21 protein-coding genes are annotated in these 18,777 nt (G+C 73.8%); 8 read left to right on the top strand and 13 right to left on the bottom strand.

Annotation, left to right across the window (positions count from 1 at the left end):
- Positions 1-12: 12 nt before the first annotated feature.
- Genes rfaE2 through M1D56_RS08745 form a run of 6 tightly spaced genes read right to left on the bottom strand, consistent with a single transcriptional unit; the run spans position 13 to position 5,869 of the window.
- On the bottom strand, positions 13-1,353 hold the full coding sequence (rfaE2, locus tag M1D56_RS08770; RefSeq protein WP_456283278.1) for a D-glycero-beta-D-manno-heptose 1-phosphate adenylyltransferase: 1,341 nt from the start codon (positions 1,351-1,353) through the stop codon (positions 13-15).
- Positions 1,350-1,979: a D-sedoheptulose-7-phosphate isomerase gene (locus M1D56_RS08765; protein WP_282977846.1), complete on the bottom strand. Its 630-nt coding sequence runs from the start codon at positions 1,977-1,979 to the stop codon at positions 1,350-1,352. Before M1D56_RS08765 ends, rfaE2 begins: the two co-directional genes overlap by 4 nt.
- Positions 1,976-3,226 (bottom strand): glycosyltransferase, encoded by a 1,251-nt coding sequence (locus M1D56_RS08760; protein ID WP_456283276.1) that lies wholly within the window; start codon positions 3,224-3,226, stop codon positions 1,976-1,978. The genes M1D56_RS08765 and M1D56_RS08760 overlap by 4 nt, the downstream gene beginning before the upstream one ends.
- Positions 3,223-4,257 (bottom strand): glycosyltransferase, encoded by a 1,035-nt coding sequence (locus tag M1D56_RS08755; RefSeq protein WP_456283274.1) that lies wholly within the window; start codon positions 4,255-4,257, stop codon positions 3,223-3,225. The genes M1D56_RS08760 and M1D56_RS08755 overlap by 4 nt, the downstream gene beginning before the upstream one ends.
- A complete protein-coding gene (locus M1D56_RS08750; RefSeq protein WP_456283273.1) occupies positions 4,254-5,315 on the bottom strand; it encodes a glycosyltransferase family 9 protein in 1,062 nt (353 codons plus the stop codon). The genes M1D56_RS08755 and M1D56_RS08750 overlap by 4 nt, the downstream gene beginning before the upstream one ends.
- Entirely contained in the window at positions 5,312-5,869 is a 558-nt protein-coding gene (locus M1D56_RS08745) for a D-glycero-alpha-D-manno-heptose-1,7-bisphosphate 7-phosphatase (RefSeq protein ID WP_456283272.1), read from the bottom strand. Before M1D56_RS08745 ends, M1D56_RS08750 begins: the two co-directional genes overlap by 4 nt.
- 108 nt (positions 5,870-5,977) lie before the next feature.
- Here M1D56_RS08745 and M1D56_RS08740 point away from each other — a divergent pair, with 108 nt between their 5' ends.
- Positions 5,978-6,955 carry a glycosyltransferase family 9 protein gene (locus M1D56_RS08740; RefSeq protein ID WP_456283270.1) on the top strand — a complete coding sequence of 326 codons (978 nt, stop codon included), beginning with the start codon at positions 5,978-5,980 and terminating at the stop codon, positions 6,953-6,955.
- A gap of 35 nt (positions 6,956-6,990) precedes the next feature.
- On the opposite strand, the gene M1D56_RS08735 is transcribed toward M1D56_RS08740, so the two are convergent.
- Positions 6,991-7,815, bottom strand: coding sequence for a sigma-70 family RNA polymerase sigma factor (locus tag M1D56_RS08735; RefSeq protein WP_421075867.1), 825 nt, complete (start codon positions 7,813-7,815; stop codon positions 6,991-6,993).
- 319 nt (positions 7,816-8,134) lie between these two features.
- Between M1D56_RS08735 and M1D56_RS08730 the strand changes: the two genes are divergently transcribed.
- Positions 8,135-9,016: a manganese catalase family protein gene (locus M1D56_RS08730; protein WP_271171968.1), complete on the top strand. Its 882-nt coding sequence runs from the start codon at positions 8,135-8,137 to the stop codon at positions 9,014-9,016.
- 4 nt (positions 9,017-9,020) lie between these two features.
- On the opposite strand, the gene M1D56_RS08725 is transcribed toward M1D56_RS08730, so the two are convergent.
- The gene (locus M1D56_RS08725; RefSeq protein ID WP_271171967.1) at positions 9,021-9,701 is read right to left on the bottom strand and encodes an esterase/lipase family protein; all 681 of its coding nucleotides are present in this window, start codon (positions 9,699-9,701) and stop codon (positions 9,021-9,023) included.
- The gene (locus tag M1D56_RS08720; RefSeq protein WP_456283268.1) at positions 9,698-10,480 is read right to left on the bottom strand and encodes an alpha/beta fold hydrolase; all 783 of its coding nucleotides are present in this window, start codon (positions 10,478-10,480) and stop codon (positions 9,698-9,700) included. The genes M1D56_RS08725 and M1D56_RS08720 overlap by 4 nt, the downstream gene beginning before the upstream one ends.
- A 191-nt stretch (positions 10,481-10,671) precedes the next feature.
- On the opposite strand from M1D56_RS08720, the gene M1D56_RS08715 reads away from it, so the two are divergent.
- Genes M1D56_RS08715 through M1D56_RS08705 form a run of 3 tightly spaced genes read left to right on the top strand, consistent with a single transcriptional unit; the run spans position 10,672 to position 12,426 of the window.
- Positions 10,672-11,457: a hypothetical protein gene (locus M1D56_RS08715; protein WP_456283266.1), complete on the top strand. Its 786-nt coding sequence runs from the start codon at positions 10,672-10,674 to the stop codon at positions 11,455-11,457.
- Positions 11,447-11,866: a phage holin family protein gene (locus M1D56_RS08710; protein ID WP_271171964.1), complete on the top strand. Its 420-nt coding sequence runs from the start codon at positions 11,447-11,449 to the stop codon at positions 11,864-11,866. Before M1D56_RS08715 ends, M1D56_RS08710 begins: the two co-directional genes overlap by 11 nt.
- Positions 11,863-12,426: a DUF3618 domain-containing protein gene (locus tag M1D56_RS08705; RefSeq protein WP_456283264.1), complete on the top strand. Its 564-nt coding sequence runs from the start codon at positions 11,863-11,865 to the stop codon at positions 12,424-12,426. The genes M1D56_RS08710 and M1D56_RS08705 overlap by 4 nt, the downstream gene beginning before the upstream one ends.
- Before the next feature lie 118 nt (positions 12,427-12,544).
- Here the strand turns inward: M1D56_RS08705 and M1D56_RS08700 are convergent, their stop codons facing one another.
- Positions 12,545-13,111, bottom strand: coding sequence for a hypothetical protein (locus tag M1D56_RS08700; RefSeq protein WP_456283263.1), 567 nt, complete (start codon positions 13,109-13,111; stop codon positions 12,545-12,547).
- A gap of 165 nt (positions 13,112-13,276) precedes the next feature.
- On the opposite strand from M1D56_RS08700, the gene M1D56_RS08695 reads away from it, so the two are divergent.
- Positions 13,277-13,729, top strand: coding sequence for an SRPBCC family protein (locus tag M1D56_RS08695; RefSeq protein ID WP_271171961.1), 453 nt, complete (start codon positions 13,277-13,279; stop codon positions 13,727-13,729).
- Positions 13,730-13,788: 59 nt separating this feature from the next.
- On the opposite strand, the gene M1D56_RS08690 is transcribed toward M1D56_RS08695, so the two are convergent.
- Positions 13,789-14,106: a DUF7882 family protein gene (locus M1D56_RS08690; RefSeq protein WP_456283262.1), complete on the bottom strand. Its 318-nt coding sequence runs from the start codon at positions 14,104-14,106 to the stop codon at positions 13,789-13,791.
- Between the two features lie 290 nt (positions 14,107-14,396).
- Here M1D56_RS08690 and M1D56_RS08685 point away from each other — a divergent pair, with 290 nt between their 5' ends.
- Complete coding sequence (locus M1D56_RS08685) at positions 14,397-15,203, top strand: helix-turn-helix domain-containing protein (RefSeq protein WP_456283260.1); 807 nt, start codon at positions 14,397-14,399, stop codon at positions 15,201-15,203.
- On the opposite strand, the gene M1D56_RS08680 is transcribed toward M1D56_RS08685, so the two are convergent.
- Together M1D56_RS08680 and M1D56_RS08675 are read right to left on the bottom strand one after the other, a co-directional pair.
- Positions 15,190-15,948 (bottom strand): helix-turn-helix domain-containing protein, encoded by a 759-nt coding sequence (locus tag M1D56_RS08680; protein ID WP_271171958.1) that lies wholly within the window; start codon positions 15,946-15,948, stop codon positions 15,190-15,192. The two genes, M1D56_RS08685 and M1D56_RS08680, sit on opposite strands and share 14 nt — an antisense overlap.
- A 40-nt stretch (positions 15,949-15,988) precedes the next feature.
- Positions 15,989-16,516, bottom strand: a complete 528-nt coding sequence (locus M1D56_RS08675) for a MarR family winged helix-turn-helix transcriptional regulator (protein ID WP_324014727.1) — start codon at positions 16,514-16,516, stop codon at positions 15,989-15,991.
- A gap of 164 nt (positions 16,517-16,680) precedes the next feature.
- Between M1D56_RS08675 and nagE the strand changes: the two genes are divergently transcribed.
- On the top strand, positions 16,681-18,603 hold the full coding sequence (gene nagE, locus M1D56_RS08670; RefSeq protein WP_456283259.1) for an N-acetylglucosamine-specific PTS transporter subunit IIBC: 1,923 nt from the start codon (positions 16,681-16,683) through the stop codon (positions 18,601-18,603).
- The last annotated feature ends 174 nt before the right edge of the window (positions 18,604-18,777 follow it).

The raw sequence follows: 18,777 nt of genomic DNA, 5'->3' as shown, positions 1-18,777 counted from the left end.
GATCGGGATGGCTCAGCCGACCTTCGCGAGCGCCGAGGCGAGCGCGGTGGTCGAACGGGCGAGGTGGTACGGGAGCGTGAGAGCGCGGCCGCCCCAGCGCTCGAGGATGCGCGCCTCGGGAAGGCTCTCGGCGCTGTAGTCGCCGCCCTTGACCCAGAGGTCGGGCCGGATGCCCTCGATCGCGCGCTCGGGACCGTCCTCGTCGAACACGACGACGGCATCGACGCACGCCAGGGCGCTGAGCAGCTCGACGCGGTCGCTCTCGCCGATGATCGGGCGCTGCGGACCCTTGAGTCGGCGGACGGAGGCGTCGGAGTTGAGGCAGACGATGAGGCAGTCGCCCAGGGCGCGCGCCGCCTCGAGGGTCCGCACGTGGCCCGCGTGGACGAGGTCAAAGCAGCCGCCCGTCGCGACCACGGTGCCGCCTCGGCTCCGCACCGCTTCGGCGACCGCGCGCGCGTCGCGTCGGCCGTCGGGAAGGCGGGAGAGGGCGGCCGCGTCCAGCGTCGACACGCCGCCCGCCGCGAGGAAGGCCCCCGCCGCGTCGACCGCCGCGCGGACGGCCGTGCGCTCATCGTCGCCGCGGGCGAGGGCCACGGCTGCCGTCGCGGCGAACCGGTCGCCCGCTCCGCACGGATCGCTCGTCACCACGGGCAGCGCGGGCAGCCGGATCGCGCCGTCGCCCGTCGCGAGCACAGCGCCCTGCTCACCCGCCGTCACGGCGACGGCCGCGCATCCCCAGAGATCGCGGAGACGGCGTGCCGCGTCCTCGGGATCGCCCTCGCCCGATGCGCTCGTCGCCTCGGCGAGGTTCGGCGTGACGAGGCGGGCCTGCGGCACGGGCTGCGCGCCGCGCGGATGCGGGTCCCACACGAGCGGCGCGTGCGCGGCGCGGCGCGCGAGCGCGCTCCGCAGCGGCGCGCGCGCCGCGAGCCCCCTGCCGTAGTCGGCCACCACGATCGCATCCGCCTCCGCGATCGCCGTGAGCATCTCGTCGGTGACCTCGGGCTCCGGGGCCGGCCCGCAGCCGTCGTCGAGCCGCCCGATCGGATGGCCGTTGGCGCGGATGCGGGACTTCACGGGTGTCGGCGCGTGCGAGGCGCCGGCGACGATCCGGACACCCGCGAGGCACGCGCGCACGCGGTCGGCGGAGGGGTCGTCGGACAGCGCCGTGACGAGGGCGACGTCGTGCCCGTCGCGCGCGAGCAGCGTCGCGACGAGTCCTGCCCCGCCGGCCCGCTGCGTGCGCGACGCGACGTCGATCACCGGCACCGGGGCGTCCGGCGACATCCTCGTCGACGCGCCGTCGACGTCCTCGTCGAGGAGCACGTCCCCGACCACGACGATGTTCATGAGCTGCGTCCTTCCTCATCCATGACGATCGCGTCGAACACGCGGCACACCGCGTGGATCGCGGCGAGCTGGCACTCCTGGACGTGCGGCGACGGTCCATCGAGGCAGACGGCCTCGTCGCACACCTCCGCGAGCGGGTTCGGGCCGGGGCCGGTGAGCGCCCAGGTGGCCGCGCCGGCGAGGCGACCCGCGCGGGCGGCGTGGAGCAGGTTCGGGCTCGCGCCGCTCGTGGACAGCAGGAGCACGATGTCGCCTGCGCGGGCGTGCGCGCGCACCTGCCGCGCGAACACCTCGTCGAACCCGTAGTCGTTGCCGATCGCCGTCACGCTCGAGGTCTCGGCGTTGAGGGCGATCGCGGAGTACGCCGGACGCTCCTCGCGGTAGCGGCCGACGAGCTCCGCGGTCAGATGCTGCGCCTCGGCGGCGGAGCCGCCGTTGCCCGCCACGAGCACGCGCTGGCCGCGCCGCAGTCGGGCGGCGAGCTCGACGCCCCAGGCCTCGAGCTGCTCGGCATGACGCTCCGCCGACGCGAGGGCCGCGCCGAGGCCGCGGAGGTGGTCGCGGACGGGGTCGACACGCGCGGGGGCGCCCACGCGCGCCGCGCCTCGGGTCTCGGCGATGGTCACAGCGCCGCTCCTTCCAGTCGGCCGCCCGCTCGGCGGGCGCGGGACAGTGTGCTCGCATAGATGCGCTCGGTCTGCGCGGCGACCCGATCCCACGAGTAGCGCGCCTCGACGCGCTCGCGCCCCGCCGTGCCGAACGCGCGGAGGAGGTCGCGGTCGGGCAGCAGGCGCCGGAGCGCGGCGGCGATCGCGTCGGCATCGCGCGGCGGCACGTGCAGCCCGGTCGCGCCGTCGACGACCGTGTCGATGAGTCCGCCGACGGACGCTGCGATGACGGGGGTGCCGCACGCCATCGCCTCGAGCGGCACGATGCCGAACGGCTCGTACCAGGGCGCGCACACGACGACGTCGGACGAGCGCAGGAGAGCCGGCATGTCGTCGCGGCTCACCTGGCCTCGGAACACGATGCGGTCGGCGACGCCCAGGTCGGCCGCGAGCGCCCGCAGTCGGGCCGCCTCGGGATCGGCGGCGCCTGCCGCGCCGTCGGAGCCGACGACGACGAGCTCGACGTCGTCGACCCCCTCGGCGCGGAGGCGGGCGATCGCCCGCACCACGAGGTCGACGCCCTTGCGGGGCACGAGCCGCCCGACGCTGAGCACGCGATGGCGGGCTCCGCGCTCGTCGACCGAGCCCTGCGGCCGGAAGAGGTCGAGGTCGACGCCGCAGGGCGCGATCGAGATGCGTCGCGACGGGACGCCCAGCGCGCGGAGCTCGAACGCCTCGTCCGAGCAGGTGGCCACGACCATGTCGACCTCGCGGCCGACCCGGGGCTCGAGCCATTCCCGCTCGGGCGGGCTCGTATCGGCGGCGCCCTGGTGGCGGCGCTTCACGACCCCGAGGGCGTGGAAGGTGTGCAGCACGGGCGGCGGAGCAGCTGCGCCGCGGAGGGCGGCGACGCCGTCGAGCGCGGCGAGCCCCGACATCCAGAAGTGGCTGTGGACGACGTCGGGGCGGTCGTCCCGCCATTCCTCGGCGAGGCCGGCGGCGAGCTCGCCCATGAACGGCAGGAGATCGTCCTTCGCGACGTGCTCGGCCGGGCCCGCGTCGATGTGGACGACCTCGACGCCGTCATCGAGCCGGACCCGACGGGGCAGGGAGGGGTCGTCGCGGCGCGTGCAGACCGTCACGGTGTGCCCGCGCCGCGCGAGTGCTCGCGAGAGCGCGGCGACGTGGACGTTCTGTCCGCCCGCGTCCACGCTTCCCGGCGCGGCCAGAGGACTCGCGTGCTCGGAGACCATCGAGATCTTCATCGGTCCGTTCCTTCCATGATCGAGACGAGCGCGGGCTGCGTGGCACCCGCGAGCGAGCGCGCTCGTCTGCGTCGCGCCGCGGCGTGCGCCGCGACGTGCTCCTCGAACAGCGCGTCCCAGTCCTGCAGGAAGCGCTCGAGGCCGTAGTGCGCGCGGGCGAACGCGCGTGCGGCGAGCCCGCGGCGGCGCGCCTCGTCCGGATCGTCCATGAGCGTCCGCGCGGCAGCGCGCAGGTCGTCCGGATCCGACGAGATCGCACCCGCCTCGGGCGGCACGGCGCGGACCGCCTCGGTGGTCGCGAGGACGAGCACGGGCATCCCGAGGCTCATCGCCTCGAGGAGGGAGAGGCCGAGCGACGTCCACCGCAGCGGGTGGAGGTACGCGCGCCGCCGCGCGAGCTCGCCGTGCAGGAGGGGCGTCGGCAGGTCGCCGACGACCTGCAGCCGGTCCGGACCGAGGCCCAGCGCGCCTGGGAGGAGGTCGGTGTCGATGCCGAACGCGTGCAGCGGCGCGATCTCGGCGAAGGCCGGCAGCAGATCCGTCCCGGTGGCCCTCCCGCGCCGCACGGGCTCGTTGACCACCACGCCGAGCGCGGGGAGGGCGCCCGTGTAGAGGGCACCGGGATCGGGCACGCCGTGCTCGATGACCGCTGTGGGCGCGTCGCCGCTGTCCCAGACGAGCCGGTTGAAGTGCGTGACGTGCACGATCGGGATGGCGCGCTGCTCCGCGAGCGGGTGACGCTGGTCGATCGGCCGCTCCTTCGGCGTGTTGTGCTCGACGAAGACCGCGGGCACGTCGCGGCCGGGGACGCGCCCCAGGAGGCGCTCGACGGCCTCCAGCTCCTCGAGACGCTGCAGCACGACGAGGTCGACCTCCTCGCCGCGCAGCGCCGATTCGGCCACGGCCCGCGCGCACTCCGGCAAATGCGGAGGCGTCGCTTCGTCGTCTGGGCGGGGCACGACGTACTCGTGCGTCCCGCGGAGGAAGGCGTTCATCCATCCGCCGTGCACGTGCCAGACCAGGATCCTCATCTGATCGCTCCGTCCTTCGTGTCGATCGGGTGGGCCTCGCGAGCGTCGGCGAGGCGGATGGCCGCTGTCGCGACCTCCGCGGGGGCGACGTCGGCGAGGCAGGGGTGGCCGGGCACGGGGCAGTCGCGGGCGCGCGTCCCGCGACAGGGCGCATCCTGATCGCCCAGCAGCGCGACGGGCACGCCGTACGGCGCCCAGCGGACGGCCGGCACGACGGGCGAGAACAGGCTCACCACCGGCGTCCCGACCGCTGCGGCGAGGTGAGCGGGCCCGGTGTTCCCGACGACGACGGCGTCGGCGCCGGCGAGCACGCCGGCCAGCAGCCGCAGGTCGCAGGCTCCCGCGAGGTCGACGGCGTGCGGGCCGGCCGCCCTCGCGACGAGCGCCGTGAGGTCGCGCTCGCCCTCCGCGCCGGTCACGACGACCCGGCGCCCTGACTCGGCCAGGAGCCGCGCCGCTCCGGCGAACCCCTCGGCCGGCCAGCGGCGCGCGCCCACGGCCGCTCCCGGGTGGAGGACGATGTAGCGCCCGTCGCCGACGAGGGCGGACGCGTCGGCCACGTCGCGCACGCGCAGGCGCCGGTCGGCCTCGGCCGGGAAGCCGGCGGCCTCGGCGATCGCGCACGCGCGGTCCACCTCGGGGATGTCCTCGGGAAGATCCTCTCCGGGGCGCAGGCGGACGTCGAGGAGGGAGCCCGGGTAGTCGACGGAGGCCCCCGCGATCCGGTCCACGCCCGCGAGCCGGAGGAGGAGGGCAAGGGGGAGCGGAGACTGATGGAACGACGTGAGGATCACGGCCTCGTCGATGCGCGCGGTGCGCAGACGGTGGATGAGCTGGTCGATGCGTCCACCGGTCACCGCGGGCGCCGGATCGGAGATCCACGGGGCGTCCCAGACCATGACGTCGCGCACACCCGGCAGAAGCGCTCCCGCCGCGGCGCCCCGGGGCCCGCACAGCATGATGACCTCGGCCTCGCGCGCGACGGCGCGGACGGCCGGCCCCGCCAGCAGGACGTCGCCCATGCTGTCGAGCCGCGCGACGAGGACGCGCCGCCTCATGAGGCCGCCCTCCCTGCGGGCACCGACTCCCCGAGCAGGAGTGCGACGGCCGCGGCCAGATCCGGCGCGACCCGCGGCGCCGCGGCGATCTCGTCGGGCAGCGTGCGGGCGGTCGGCACGAGCACCGCACGCGCCCCGGCGGCAGCGGCGGCGCCCATGTCGGCGCCGATGTCGCCGATCACCGCGAGCTGGGCCGGCGCGAAGCCGAGCGCGTCGGCCGCGGACAGGACGAGGCCCGGCCGCGGCTTCCGGCACGCGCAGCCGTCGTCCGGCCCGTGCGGGCAGAACCGCCAGACGTCGAAGGGGCCGAGCACCTCGTCCACGCGCGCGTTGACTCGGCGCACCTCGTCGGCGGACAGCATGCCGCGGGCGATGCCGGACTGATTGCTGACGACCCCCGTGCGCAGGCCGCGGGCGCGCACGAGCCGCAGCGCCTCGACAGCGGTCGGCATGGGGGAGACCCGGTCGGGGTCGCCGTTGTACGGCACGTCGACGACGAGCGTGTCGTCGCGATCGAAGAGGATCGCGCGGAGCGGTCGGTCACGGTCGTCCATACGAGAAGCACTTCCCCCGCGCACCGCGAGGCAAACGCCCCGGTGCGAACTTCTCCTCGCGTCCCGCGCTCCTGCCATCCGCCCTGGCCGCGGCGCAAGGGGGTTCGGATGGCGTGCGGGCCGGTTCACGATGGGTCCGTGCGCATCTTCACCGAGCCGTCCGCTCGCCCCATCGTCCTCGCGCTGCGGGCCCTCAAGCTGGGCGACCTGCTCGTCGCGGTGCCCGCGCTGCACGGTCTGCGGCGTGCGCACCCCGACCACGAGGTCGTGCTCGCCGCTCCCGGGTGGCTGGCGCCGGTCGCCGCGCTCGTCGGCAGCGTCGATGCGCTGCTGCCGACGCCGGGCCTCGACGACCCCCTGCCGCTCGACGCGGGAGTCGTCGACGTGGCCGCGAACCTCCATGGCAACGGCCCGGAATCGCGGGCGCTGATCGACGCGCTGGGCGCCCGTGTCCGGATCGTGCACCGCTCGCCGAGCGACCCGGACGGCCCCGAGTGGCTCGACGGGATCCTGGAACGACGCCGCTGGGCGCGACTCGTCTCGGCGTACGGAGCGACCGCCGATGAGGACGACGTCGCCATCGCCCTCCCGACGACGGCATCGCCCGCCCCGGGCGCCGCGGTGCTGCACGTGGGCGCGTTCTACGGATCGCGGCAGTGGCCCGTCGATCGGTTCGCCGCGGTCGCGCGCGCACTCCGGTCGGACGGCCTCCGGATCGTGCTGACCGGCGGCGCGGCCGACCGCGAGCGCGCGGAGGCCGTCGCGTCGGCCGCGGGTCTCGACGAGGACGCGGTGCTCGCGGACCGGACGCGCCTCGATGAGCTCGCGGCCCTCGTGGCCGACGCGTCGGTCGTCGTGTCCGCCGACACCGGCGCGGCGCATCTCGCCTCCGCATACCGCACGCCGTCGGTCGTCGTGTTCGGGCCGGCGCCGGTCGAGGAATGGGGGCCGCCGGATGGGCCGCACATCGCCCTCACCGACCCGGCCGCTCGCCGAGGCGACGCGTTCGCGGCGACCCCCGACCCTGCGCTGCTCGCCGTCCAGGCAGACGAGGTGATCGCCGCGGCCCGCTCGGTGCGTCGCTGAGGGGAGGGGGAATCCGGCCGCCATCCGCGCTCTCCTCAGGCCGCGAGGAGGTCGGGGGTCAGCTGCCCGCGCAGGGTCGAGAGGATCTTGGTCAGAAGGCGCGAGATCTGCATCTGCGTGACCCCGCACTCCCGCGCGATCTCCGCCTGCGTCTGCTCGTGGAAGAAGCGCAGGTAGAGGATCCTCCGCTCGCGCGGGCTCAGGGTGCGGCAGGCGGCGGCGAGCGCGGCGCTCACCTCCGCGCGGGCGAAGTCGGCGCCGCTCGCGTGCAGCGTGTCGCCCAGGGTGAGCGACCCGTCCGGGGTCGCGGCGTGCGGCGCGTCGAGCGAGGCCGGCTGGCGGCCCTGTCCGCAGTCGATCGCCTCGACCACGTGCTCGACCGCGAACCCCGTCTCCGCGGCGATCTCGGCGGGAGACGGGTCGTGCCCGAGCTGCTGGGCGATGCGGGGGACGGCCGTGCGGAGCTCTGCGTGCAGCTCCTGGAGTTGCCGGGGCGGGCGCACCACCCAGCTCGTGTCGCGCAGATGCCGTTTGATCTCACCCGCGATCGTCGGGACGGCGAAGGACACGATGTCCGCGCCGCGGTCGGGCGCGAAGCGCTGGACCGCCTTCGTGAGGCCGAGATACGCGACCTGCCGCACGTCGCCCGCGTCCTGCGGTCGCGAGACGTACCGGCTCGCGACCGCGTCGGCGACGTCGAGGTACTCCACGACCACCTGCTGCTGGAGCCGCGTCCGCTCGGCCTCGGGCGCGGACCGCGCGCGTTCGAGGAGCGCGACCGCACGGGCGTTGCGATCCTCCTGCGCTCGCGGGGCGCGGCGGGCGGGAGCCGGTGTCGGAGCGATGGCGGAGACGGGCATGGGGCACCTCTTTCGAAGCGTTGCGAGGGCGCGCTCGGGCACCGCGTCTGCACGCGTGCGGCCCGTGGCGCGGGCGGTGTCTGCGGCTCCGGAGCAGTGCTCGCGGAGAGGTCTGGCTCCCACTGAAGCGAAGGAGCGGCGCCCGTCAGAAGTGGCTTGCGGAGAAGGAGAAGGAGGAGTAGAAGCAGCGCGCGCGAGGCCGCCCCTCCGAGCGGAGCGCGATTGTGTCACGTGGCCGGGCCATCCGGAACCCCGTGTCGCCGACGGGGCGCGCGAGCTTGACTGGCGCCCGAAACCGACGACACACGGAAGGCGATCCATGTTTCTCCACAGGCAGGAACTCCAGCACGCAGCCAAGCCAGACGCTCCCGACGCGGTGTACGCGCGGAAGCTGCAGGAGGTGCTCGGCGGCCAGTACGGCGAGATCACCGTCGCCCTGCAGTACCAGTTCCAGGGATGGAACATGCACATGCCGGGCAAGTACCGCGACCTCGTCTTCGGCATCGGCGCGGAGGAGATGGGCCATGTCGAGATGCTCGCGGTGATGATCGCGCAGCTCCTCGAGAAGTCGCCGCTCGGGATCACGGAGGACGCCGTGCAGAGCGACCCGACGGTGGCGGCGGTGGTCGGCGGCACCGACGTCCAGCAGGGCATCGTCGCCGGCGCCGGCGCGCGCCCCGTCGACAGCAACGGCAACCCGTGGTCGGGCTCGTACATCACCGCGAGCGGCAACCTGCTCGCCGACTTCACGGCCAATGCCAACGCCGAGATGCAGGGCAGGCTGCAGGTCGCGCGGCTGTACCACATGACGGATGACCACGGCGTGCGCGACCTGCTCGCGTTCCTCCTCGCGCGCGACACGATGCACCAGAACCAGTGGCTCGCGGCGGCGGAGGAGCTGAAGTCGGAGGGGATCGAGGAGCTTCCCGTGCCGAGCAACTTCCCGCTGGCGAAGGAGGACCGCGAGGTCTCCTACCAGTACCTGAACTTCAGCGACGGCGCGGCCGCCCGCGACGGATCGTGGGCGTCGGGCCCGACGCCCGACGGGAAGGGCGAGTTCACCTACCACGACGGGCCCACGACGACGGCTCCGATGCCGGCGCCCACGCACCCGGACGCGCGCTTCTACGGCACGACGGACGTCCCGAACACGGTCGAGCGGATCGCGGGCGCGGCGCAGGACAGGCTGCACCGCGAGTAGGCGCTCATCGATCCGCCGTCTCGGCGAGGGCGGCCACCTCCGCGATGACCCGCGGATGCGCGAGCACCCGGAAGTGGCCGCCCGTCTCGAGCACGACGTTGCGCGCACCGAGGAGCTCGCTGCCCTCGGGGATGTGCGGGTCGAAGCGCGCGTACACCGACACGATCCGCGCGTTGACCTCGGTCGCCTGCGCGAGCGCACGGAGGGCCGCGTCGCGCGGCGAGAATGCGCGGAGAGTGGGGGCGGCGAGGAAGCGCGCATAGCGCGAGCCGCCGAACGGCGTCGCGACCGCGACCATCCCGTGCACGCGCCGGGCGGCGGCCGGAAGCGACATCGCGCGCTTCCCGATGAGCCCGCCCTTGCTGTGCGCGACGAGGACGACGTCGCGCAGCTCGCGCGTCTCGAGGAGCTCGGCCACGAGGTCCGCTCCGGCCGAGAACGGCATGCGGTTGTGCCGGAGCGGCTCGACGACGTGCACGGGATGGCCGCGTGCGTGCAGGGCGACGACGAGCGGGGTGAGGAATCGCCACGACTCGTACACCCCGGGGATCACGACCACCGGTGCGAGGGAGCCCGAGCGGAACTCGGCCGCTGAGCGACGCCGCGTGAGGGCGCGCAGCTGAGCGAGGGCCGCGTAGGCGTAGTCGGCCGCCCACCAGGCGAGCCGCCGCAGCGGCCCGATCACGGGCCCTCCGCGTCCCCCGCGCGCGACGGCTCCCGGTCGGCGGCGAGGAACGGCCGCAGCACGGCGGCGACGGCGCGGGGTGCGGTGTGCTGCACGAGGTGGGGCTGGCCGGCGATCTCGACGAGCCTGCCGTCCTGCGCGGCGTCGCGCAGGCGCGCGCACCACGCCCGTCGGGCGACCGGGTCGCGCTCTCCGCGCACGATGAGCAGCGGCCGACGGAGAGCGGTCACGCGCTCCTCCGGCCGGTACGCGAGCATGTGCGGGAGCTGGCGGAAGTACCAGCGCGGCCCGCAGCGCACGTAGTCGCTCAGCACGATCGCGTTCGCGGAGACGGTCTCGCGCAGGCAGTCGTGGGCGAGAGCCAGGGCCTGCCGCGGGGCGGAGCGACGCCGCTCGTCGACGACCGGCCCGATCGCGACGACGCGCGACACGAGGCCGGGGTGCCGGCAGGCGAGCTCGATCGCCCACTGCGTGCCCATCGAGTTGCCGACGACCGCGAACGGGCCGTCGCCGAGGCCGGCGACCACGTCGGCGAGCAGCTCGGCCATCGCGGGCACGTCGGGGGAGTGCGCGGGACGCGGCAGGTCGCCGAAGCCCGGCATATCGAGGACGTGCACGACGTCGTCTGCGGCGAGCACCTCGGCGAGCCGGGAGAAGGCGCGGTGCGAGATGCCGATCCCGTGCACGAGCACGATCGGCGGACGACCGGAGCCGGGCCGCCCGCGCGTGCGCACGCGGAACGTCGCATCGGCCACGCGCACGAGTCGGTCGGTCGTCATGGACCCAGTCTCCCGTTCCGGGCGGACGGTGTCTCGGGGTTGACGCGGGCGGCCGGAGGCGGCGACCTCTCGATCGCGCGCCGCGCGTGCCACACGCGGAGGGGGTCCGTCAACCCTCGCGAAATCGGACGCGGGACGGTGTTGCATCGCCGGTGAATCCATCCGCAGCGGTAACGGAAAGGAAGTCCCCCATGTCTCAGTTCTCTGGTCAGGTGCCGACCGAGGCGGACAGCCGCCCCACGGGCGCCGTCGACACGGCGCGACAGGAGGCCGCCGACGTCACGGAGACGGCCAGGGCCGAGGCCGGCCACGTCGTCGACACCGCCAAGCAGGAGGCGTCGCATGTCGCCCACGAGGCGAAGGCGCAGCTCAAGGACGTCTACAGCCAGACGCAGCGCGAGCTGCGGGATCAGGCCGCCGCGCAGCAGCGGCGCGTCGCCGAGGGGCTCCGCTCGGTCGGCGACGAGCTCGAGTCGCTCGCCGCGGGCTCCGAGAATCCCGGCGTCGCGACGGACATCGTGCGTCAGGCCTCGACCCGTCTGAAGGGCGCGTCCACCTGGCTCGACGACCGCGACCCCGGCTCGCTCATGCACGAGGTCACCTCGTTCGCCCGCCGTCGCCCCGGGGTGTTCATCGCGGGCGCGCTGCTCGCGGGGCTCGCCGCCGGGCGCCTCACGCGCGCGCTGGCGGAGAGCGGTGCGGAGAGCGCGCAGGGCGCGTCGGCCGAGCGCACGGACGACGTCGCCGCGGCTCCGACGGCTCCCGCCGTGCCGGCCGCCGCACCGACGACGACCGCGGGCGACGGCACGCCGTCGGCGGCAGCCCCGGGCGGATACGGCGAGCCGGGCGCGCCGGTGTCGGACCCGCTCGCCACGCCGTCGGACCTTCCGCCGTCGCGCGAGGAGGGCACGCCCGTCTACGACCGCTCGCGCGCCGAGCGCGCGCGCCCGGGGGAGGGGATCGGGAATGACCTCTGACCAGCCGACCCCGTCGGAGCAGAAGGCGGCGACGACCTCGCTCGGCGACCTCCTGTCCGAGGTGACGAGCGACATGTCCCTGCTGATGAGGCAGGAGCTCGAGCTCGCCAAGGCGGAGCTGCGGGAGTCGGCGACCCGCGCGGGGAAGGGCGCCGGCCTGCTGAGCGGCGCCGCGTACTCCGCGCTCATGGCGGTGTTCTTCCTGTCCGTGGCGCTGTGGTGGGCCATCGGCCTGCTCACGGGCCTCGGGTGGTCGGCCGTCATCGTCGCCGTCCTCTGGGCGATCGCCGCGGCCGTGATGTTCGCGATCGGCCGCAAGGACCTGAAGAACGTGAAGGGCGCTCCGCAGACCGTGGAGTCGCTCAAGAAGATCCCCGGCGCTCTGGGGAGAGATGAGGAGAACCGATGACCGATTCACCCGACGCCATCCGCGCCGACATCGAGCGCACGCGCCGCGAGCTGGGCCGCGACGCCGACGCCCTCGTCGACAAGGTGACGCCTTCGAAGATCATGGACAGGCAGACGAGCAGGCTCAAGGGGGCCTTCGGATCGCTGCGCGAGCGCGTGATGGGAGCGGCCGACGACGCCGGCTCGAGCGTGCACGACGCCGGTGAGACGGTCGCCGACGCGACGCACCGCGCCGCGGCGAAGGCCGAGGGCAACCCCATGGCTGTCGGCCTCATCGCCTTCGGCGTGGGGCTGCTCGCCTCGTCGCTCATCCCCGCGTCCGGCAGGGAGAAGCGGATCGCGCAGGATGTCAGGGAGCAGGCTCAGCCGCTCGTCGACGAGGTCAAGGACGTCGCACAGGAGGTCGGCGCGCACCTCAGGGAGCCGGCCCAGCAGGCGGCGGAGTCGATCAGGGACACCGCGACCGAGGCCGCCGAGCATGTGAAGTCGGAGGCTCAGGGCTCGGCCGACGCGGTGGCCGGGCGCGCCCAGGAGGCGCGCGACAACGTGCAGGGAAGCTGACTCCGGCAGGACGGCGGGCGGGCTCCGCGGAGCCCGCCCGCTGTCCTGCGTCAGCCCGCGCCGAAGAGGAGCCCGATGAGGCTCCAGGCGCCGTACACGGCCAGCGAGGCGCCGCCGATCACCGCTGCGGCGGCGGCCGACCCCGCGACAATGAGCCACGTCCGCACGCGGGAGCGGGCGGGTGCGCGGCCGCGCTGCGCGATCGCGTCGGCCGACGACTCGGCGAGCGCAGCCGCCTTCGTGCTCGCAGCTCGACCGGCGCGAGCGGCGAGCCCGTCCACTTCTCGACGCCCCACGCGGTCGCCCGCGCGGTCTGGTGCCTGAGGGTCGCACCCCAGCTGCCGGTCGGCGCGACGGCGGTGGCGCGCAGCCGCTGCGCCGCTGCCCGCGCGTGCTCGGCGTCGCGCAGCCCGGCCTGGGCGAGATCCGCCGCGAGGGCCTGCAGGCGCCGCCGCGCCCCCTTGCGGAGGCCCGCGTCGGAGGCGCGTGCCGCGATGCGGTGCATCGACGTGCGCACGCCGTCGAGCGTCCGATGCGCGTCCGCGAGGTAGCGGGCCGCCTGGCGGTCGGGGCCGACGGACAGGAACGCCGACTCCTCGGCGAGCGCGTCGACGGCCTGGTCGAACGCGAAGACCGCGCGGCGCGCATCCTCGTCGCGGGGCCCGATCCGGTCGGGAAGCGCCATGCGTCCTCACCCTCCTCGAGACGTGCGTCCTGCCGACAGCTTACGAGGGCCCGCGTGCGGCGGGACGCCCGATACCCGAGGGCTCGCGATGTGGCAACCCCCGTGACGCGTCATCCGAGCGCGGCACACGATGGAGCCCAACCCAACGATCGGAAGGACACCCCCATGGCTCGCATCACGGAGAGCATCGATGTCGACGTCGACGTCACGACGGCGTACGACCAGTGGACGCAGTTCGAGACGTTCCCGCAGTTCCTGAGCTTCGTCGAGTCGATCCGGCAGATCGACGACGAGACGCTCGCCTGGAAGGTGAACATCGGCGGCGCCGAGCGCGAGTTCACCGCCAAGATCACCGAGCAGCACCCCGACGAGCGCGTCGCGTGGACGAGCGTCGCGGGTGAGGCGGATCACGCCGGCGTCGTGACCTTCCACCGGCTCGGCGACGCGAGCACGCGCGTGACCGTGCAGCTCGACTGGGAGCCGACGGACCTCACCGAGAAGGTCGGCGCAGCCCTCGGCATCGACGACCACGCCGTCAAGAAGGACCTGCGGAAGTTCAAGGAGTTCATCGAGTCCCGCGGCACCGAGACCGGTGCGTGGCGCGGCGACATCGACTGATACGCGCAGATCGGCCCCCGCCGCTCCGGTGATCGGAGTGCGGGGGCCGTGTCGCGCCGTCAGTGCTTCTCGGGCGTCCGGATGTGCTCCTCGACGAGCTGGATGCCGCCGAGGGCGTTCGCGGAGACCGCGAGCTCCTCGAGCCACTCGCGGTTGAGCGTCGGCGCATCGGCCTCGTCGAACTCGAAGCGCAGCGGGATCGCGGGGTGGATCCAGATCGTGCTGCGGCCGCCCTCGCGCTCGTCGGGGTGTCGCCACGAGACCGAGAAGCTCTCGTCACGGCGCAGCTTGCTGATGATGACGACCTTGATGTGCGCGAGCGCACGGTCGTCGATGTGGATGGCGGAGGCGTTCGCGCCGTAGTAGAGCACTCCCATGGCGGTCACGCTAGACCGGGCCGCCGCGCACCGCTCGGCCCGCGCGGCCGCGCGGCAGACCGCCGGAAAGGTGCGCTCCCGCTCGTGGCGCGGGGGACGACCGCGACACACCGACGCGGGAGGCGCGCGCTTTTCCGACGATCGTCGGAAAAGCGCCCTCGCGGACCGCGCGGACGCCGGGGTGGGTGCGTCAAGGGCACGCGCCGGGCCGTCGCGTCGTCCTACCGTCGAGGGGAAGGACAGCGCCGCGTGCGCGCGGCGTGAGGTGAGCAGGACATGGCGGAGCGGCAGTGACGTCTCAGACGCGAGGATCGCGCGAAGGCATCGGGCACATCTCAGGGGACGCGACGTCAGGCGCTCGCGTCCACGTCTTCCGGAGGCTCCTCGACGACGAACGCGCTGTGCGCGTGCGCGCGCTCGCCCAGGCGGCCGATCGCCGCTGGCTCGACCGCTCGGAGGGCCTCGTCGTCGCGCTCCTCGACACCGTCGGATCGGACGACGAGCGGCGCCGTCTCGCGACGGCGATCCAGTCCGACGGGCGCGGCGCGACGTGGCACATCGGCGATCTCGCCGACCATCCGGTCCTCGTCGTCTCCCGGAGCAGGCTCGACGGCGACGTCGAGGAGGTCCTCGCGTCGGCGGCTCACCGCCATGGCCATCCCGCCGCGCGCTTCGCGACCGCGGCCGTCGCGCCGGACGAGGACGACATCCGGCCCGCCGTGCGGGAGGCGCGGCTGCTCCTCGAAGACCCCGAACACGTCACGCCGGCGGGCATCCGGGCGCTCCTGGACGAGCTCCCGGTGCCGATCGACCTGATCCGGCGCGCGTCGCCCGGTGCATTCGCGCTGTGGCGTGCGGGGGATCGCCAGCAGCTCGACACGGTCGAGGCGTATCTCGACGCGGGTGCGCGGGTCTCCGAGGCCTGCCGGCGGCTGCACCTCCATCGCACGACGCTCTACTACCGTCTCGAGAACCTGCCCGAGCCGGTCCGCGCGGAGCTCGCGGACGGCGTGCGCAGGAGCGTGCTCCACGTCGCGCTCAAGCTGCTTCGACGGCGCTCGGGGCCGGCCGAGGCCGCGCGCGTCACGGATGGATGATCGTCAGCAGCGAGTCGGGGTGGTCCGGCACGATGAGGGTCTGCCAGGTCGCGCGCTGCCAGCCGTGCTCGGCGTCGTAGAAGAGGCTCGTGCCGAACGTGAGCTTCCGCGCCCGCTGGCGTGACCACAGCTCCCGGAAGGCGGGGTACCGGCGCCGCAGGAGCGCGAGCAGCTCCTGGAACCGCGGTTCGTCGGGCGCTGTGTGGAAGCGCATCGAGTCGACGAGGCGCGTCGCCGTCGCGCGCCATTCCTCGGCGGACGGCGCCTCGTGCTCGTGCTCGAAGACCTCGATCAGAAGGTTCCGCCCCTCGTCCAGGAATCCCTTCGCGATGCCCGCGCACGAGCGGTTCACGACGAGCACGTCGTGGACGCCGTTCGTGATGTAGGCCGGGTGCGGCTCGACGAGGCGCAGGATGGCGAACGCGCCGGCCGGGAGGCCCTCGCGCGTCGACAGGGCGCGCGTCGCGCTCGTCTGCGCGAGCTGCTGGAAGTACTCGGTGGTGTCGGGATCCAGCTGCAGGGCGCGCGAGAGCGCCGAGACGACCTGAGGCGACGGGAGGTGCCCGTGCGCCTGCTCGAGGCGGATGTAGTAGTCGCGGTTGATCCCGGCGAGCTCGGCGACCTCCTCGCGGCGGAGGCCCGGAACGCGGCGGCCGTCGCCGCGGGGGATCCCGACGTCCTCGGGCTGCAGCTCTGCCCGGCGGCCGCGCAGCAGCTCGGCGATGAGGGCGTGGCGAAGGCTCATGGTGTCAGCATCCTCCCGCGGACGCTCCGGCGCGAGCGCGTCACGGTCGCGCGTCGCGCTCGGCGGAGGCGCCGACCGTGCGCAGCGCGTCGATGAGCGCCGCGACCTGGTTCCAGGAGAGGCCCTCGAGCAGGCGCGCCTCGGCCGCGACGAGGGTGCGCATGGCGGACTCGACGCGCTCGCGACCCGCGGGGAGGAGGGTGACGATGCGGCTGCGCTGGTCGGCGGGGTTGTCGGTGCGCGCGACGTAGCCGCGATCCTCGAGGCGCTCGATCCGGTACGTGATCGTGCCGCTCGTCGCCGTCGTCCACGCGGCGAGCTGCGACGGCGTCATGGACAGGTCGTCGGGGGAGCGGCGGAGGAGGGAGAGGATGTCGAACTCCCATGCGCGCAGACCCGACGCGGAGAAGGCGGATTCGCGGACGCGCTGCAGATCGCGCGCCACGCGTCGCAGGCGCGACATCACGTCGAGAGGGGAGAGGTCCACGTCGGGGAGGATCGTCGACCACGCGTCGATGATGAGGTCCACCTCGTCATCGCCGGACTGTGAGATCTCCGTGCCTGCCACCTCCCACAGCATAGGACCGCGCGCCCTCCGATCCGCGTCACGACGCCCCGCGCGGATTTGTAAGGGATTTTAACGATTAGCTTGGCGCGGCATCCGCGAGCGTGTACCGTCATGCGCATCACAGCACGCGCACGCCCGACGTGCGCCCCTTCCAGGAGGTACCGATGAAGTTCTTCCAGAGGCTCGGCAGGTCGTTCATGCTGCCGGTCGCCGTCCTCCCGATCGCCGCGATCCTGATGGGCGTCGGGTACTGGATCCAGAACGTCGCAGGCGACAACATCGCCGTGACGTTCCTCAACGGCGCGGGCGGTGCGCTGCTCGGCAACATGCCGATCCTCTTCGCGATCGGCGTCTCACTCGGCATGGCGACGAAGACCGACGGCACGTCGGCGCTCGCGGGCCTCGTCTCGTGGCTCACGATCACGACGCTCCTGAGCACCGACACCGTCGCCCTCTTCCAGGGGGTCGAGGCCGCCGAGGTCAACCCGGCCTTCGGCGTCATCAACAACGTCTTCGTCGGCATCATCGCGGGCCTCATCGGCGCGTTCGCGTACAACCGCTTCAAGGACGTCAAGCTGCCCGACGCCCTGGCCTTCTTCTCGGGCAAGCGCTCGGTCGCGATCGTCGCCGCCGGCATCTCGCTCCTCGTCGTGATCCTCCTCTTCTTCATCTGGCCGTTCGTGTACAGCGGTCTCGTCGCCTTCGGCGAGTTCATCGCGACGCTCGGCCCGGTGGGCGCGGGCATCTACGGCTTCATGAACCGCCTGCTCATCCCGCTCGGGCTGCACCACGCGCTGAACTCGGTGTTCTGGTTCGACGTGGCCGGCATCAACGACCTCAACAACTTCCTCTCGGGCACGGGCGAGTACGGCGTCACCGGCCAATACATGACCGGATTCTTCCCCGTGATGATGTTCGGCCTCCCCGGTGCGGCGCTCGCGATGTACGTCACCGCGAAGAGCGCGCGCAAGAAGGTCGCCGCGGGTCTGCTCCTCTCCGGCGCGATCTCGTCGTTCGTCGTCGGCGTGACCGAGCCCCTCGAGTTCGCGTTCATGTTCCTCGCCCCGGTCCTCTACCTCATCCACGCCGTCTTCATGGGCATCTCGCTCGCCGTCAGCGCGATCCTCCCGGTCCGGATGGGCTTCGGCTTCTCCGGCGGCGGGATCGACCTGCTCCTGGGATGGGTGAACCCGATGGCGCAGAACCCGTGGCTCATCCTCGTCATGGGCGTGTTCTGGTTCGTCGTCTACTTCCTCGTGTTCCGATTCGTCATCCTGAGGTTCAACCTGAAGACGCCGGGCCGCGAGGACGACGACGCCGCGCTCGACGGGGCCGACGCGACGACGGCCGACGGGGGCTACCTCGCGACGGCCGCGCGCTTCATCGACGCGCTCGGCGGGCGCGACAACATCGTGGAGCTCGAGAACTGCGCGACCCGGCTCCGGATGGAGCTGGGTGACGTCGCGAAGGCCGACGAGGCCGCGCTCAAGCGCGCGGGCGCGGCGGGCGTGATGAAGCCCGGCGGGCGCTCGTACCAGGTGATCTACGGCCTCAACGTGCAGTTCGTGAAGGACGCCATGGAGCAGATCATGTCGGGGCGCGCCGAGGCGCCGGCGCCGTCCGCGCCGACCGCCGAGCCGGTCGCGGCCCCGCCGCAGACGGCGACCGCGGTCGCCGCTCCCGCGACGGTGCGGCTGCGTCAGCCGATCGAGGGTGCCGTCGTGCCGCTCTCGTCAGTGCCCGACGCCACGTTCGCCCAGGGCATCATGGGCCCGGGCGTCGCGATCGAGCCGACCGGTGACACGGTCGTCGCCCCGGTCGACGCGACCGTCGGGCACGTCTTCGAGACGGGGCACGCGATCGCCCTCGTGCTCGACGACGGAACGGAGCTGCTCATCCACGTCGGCATCGACACCGTCGCGATGAAGGGCGAGGGCTTCCAGACCCTCGTCGAGGCCGGGGCGCGTGTGACCGCGGGGACCCCGCTGCTGCGCGTCGACCTCGACCGCATCCGCGCGGCCGGCCATCCCACCGTGACGCCCGTGATCGTCCTCAACAACGAGAGCGCCGTGATCGAGCTCATCTGACCGCGACCCGCGCGAGGCGCCCCGCAGGCACGCCTGCGGGGCGCCTCGCCGTCTGCGCGCGCCTCGTGTTCCCACGTTGCAAAGCAGGTGGTCGACAGGCAGGATGACCCGGGCGCCCGTCGTGCTTGACACGACCCCCGAGGGTGCGCCTATGATGCCAGAAACCGGTTTCTC

Source organism: Microbacterium sp. JZ101 (genome assembly GCF_053903175.1).
This window is presented reverse-complemented; position numbering and strand designations above follow the sequence as displayed.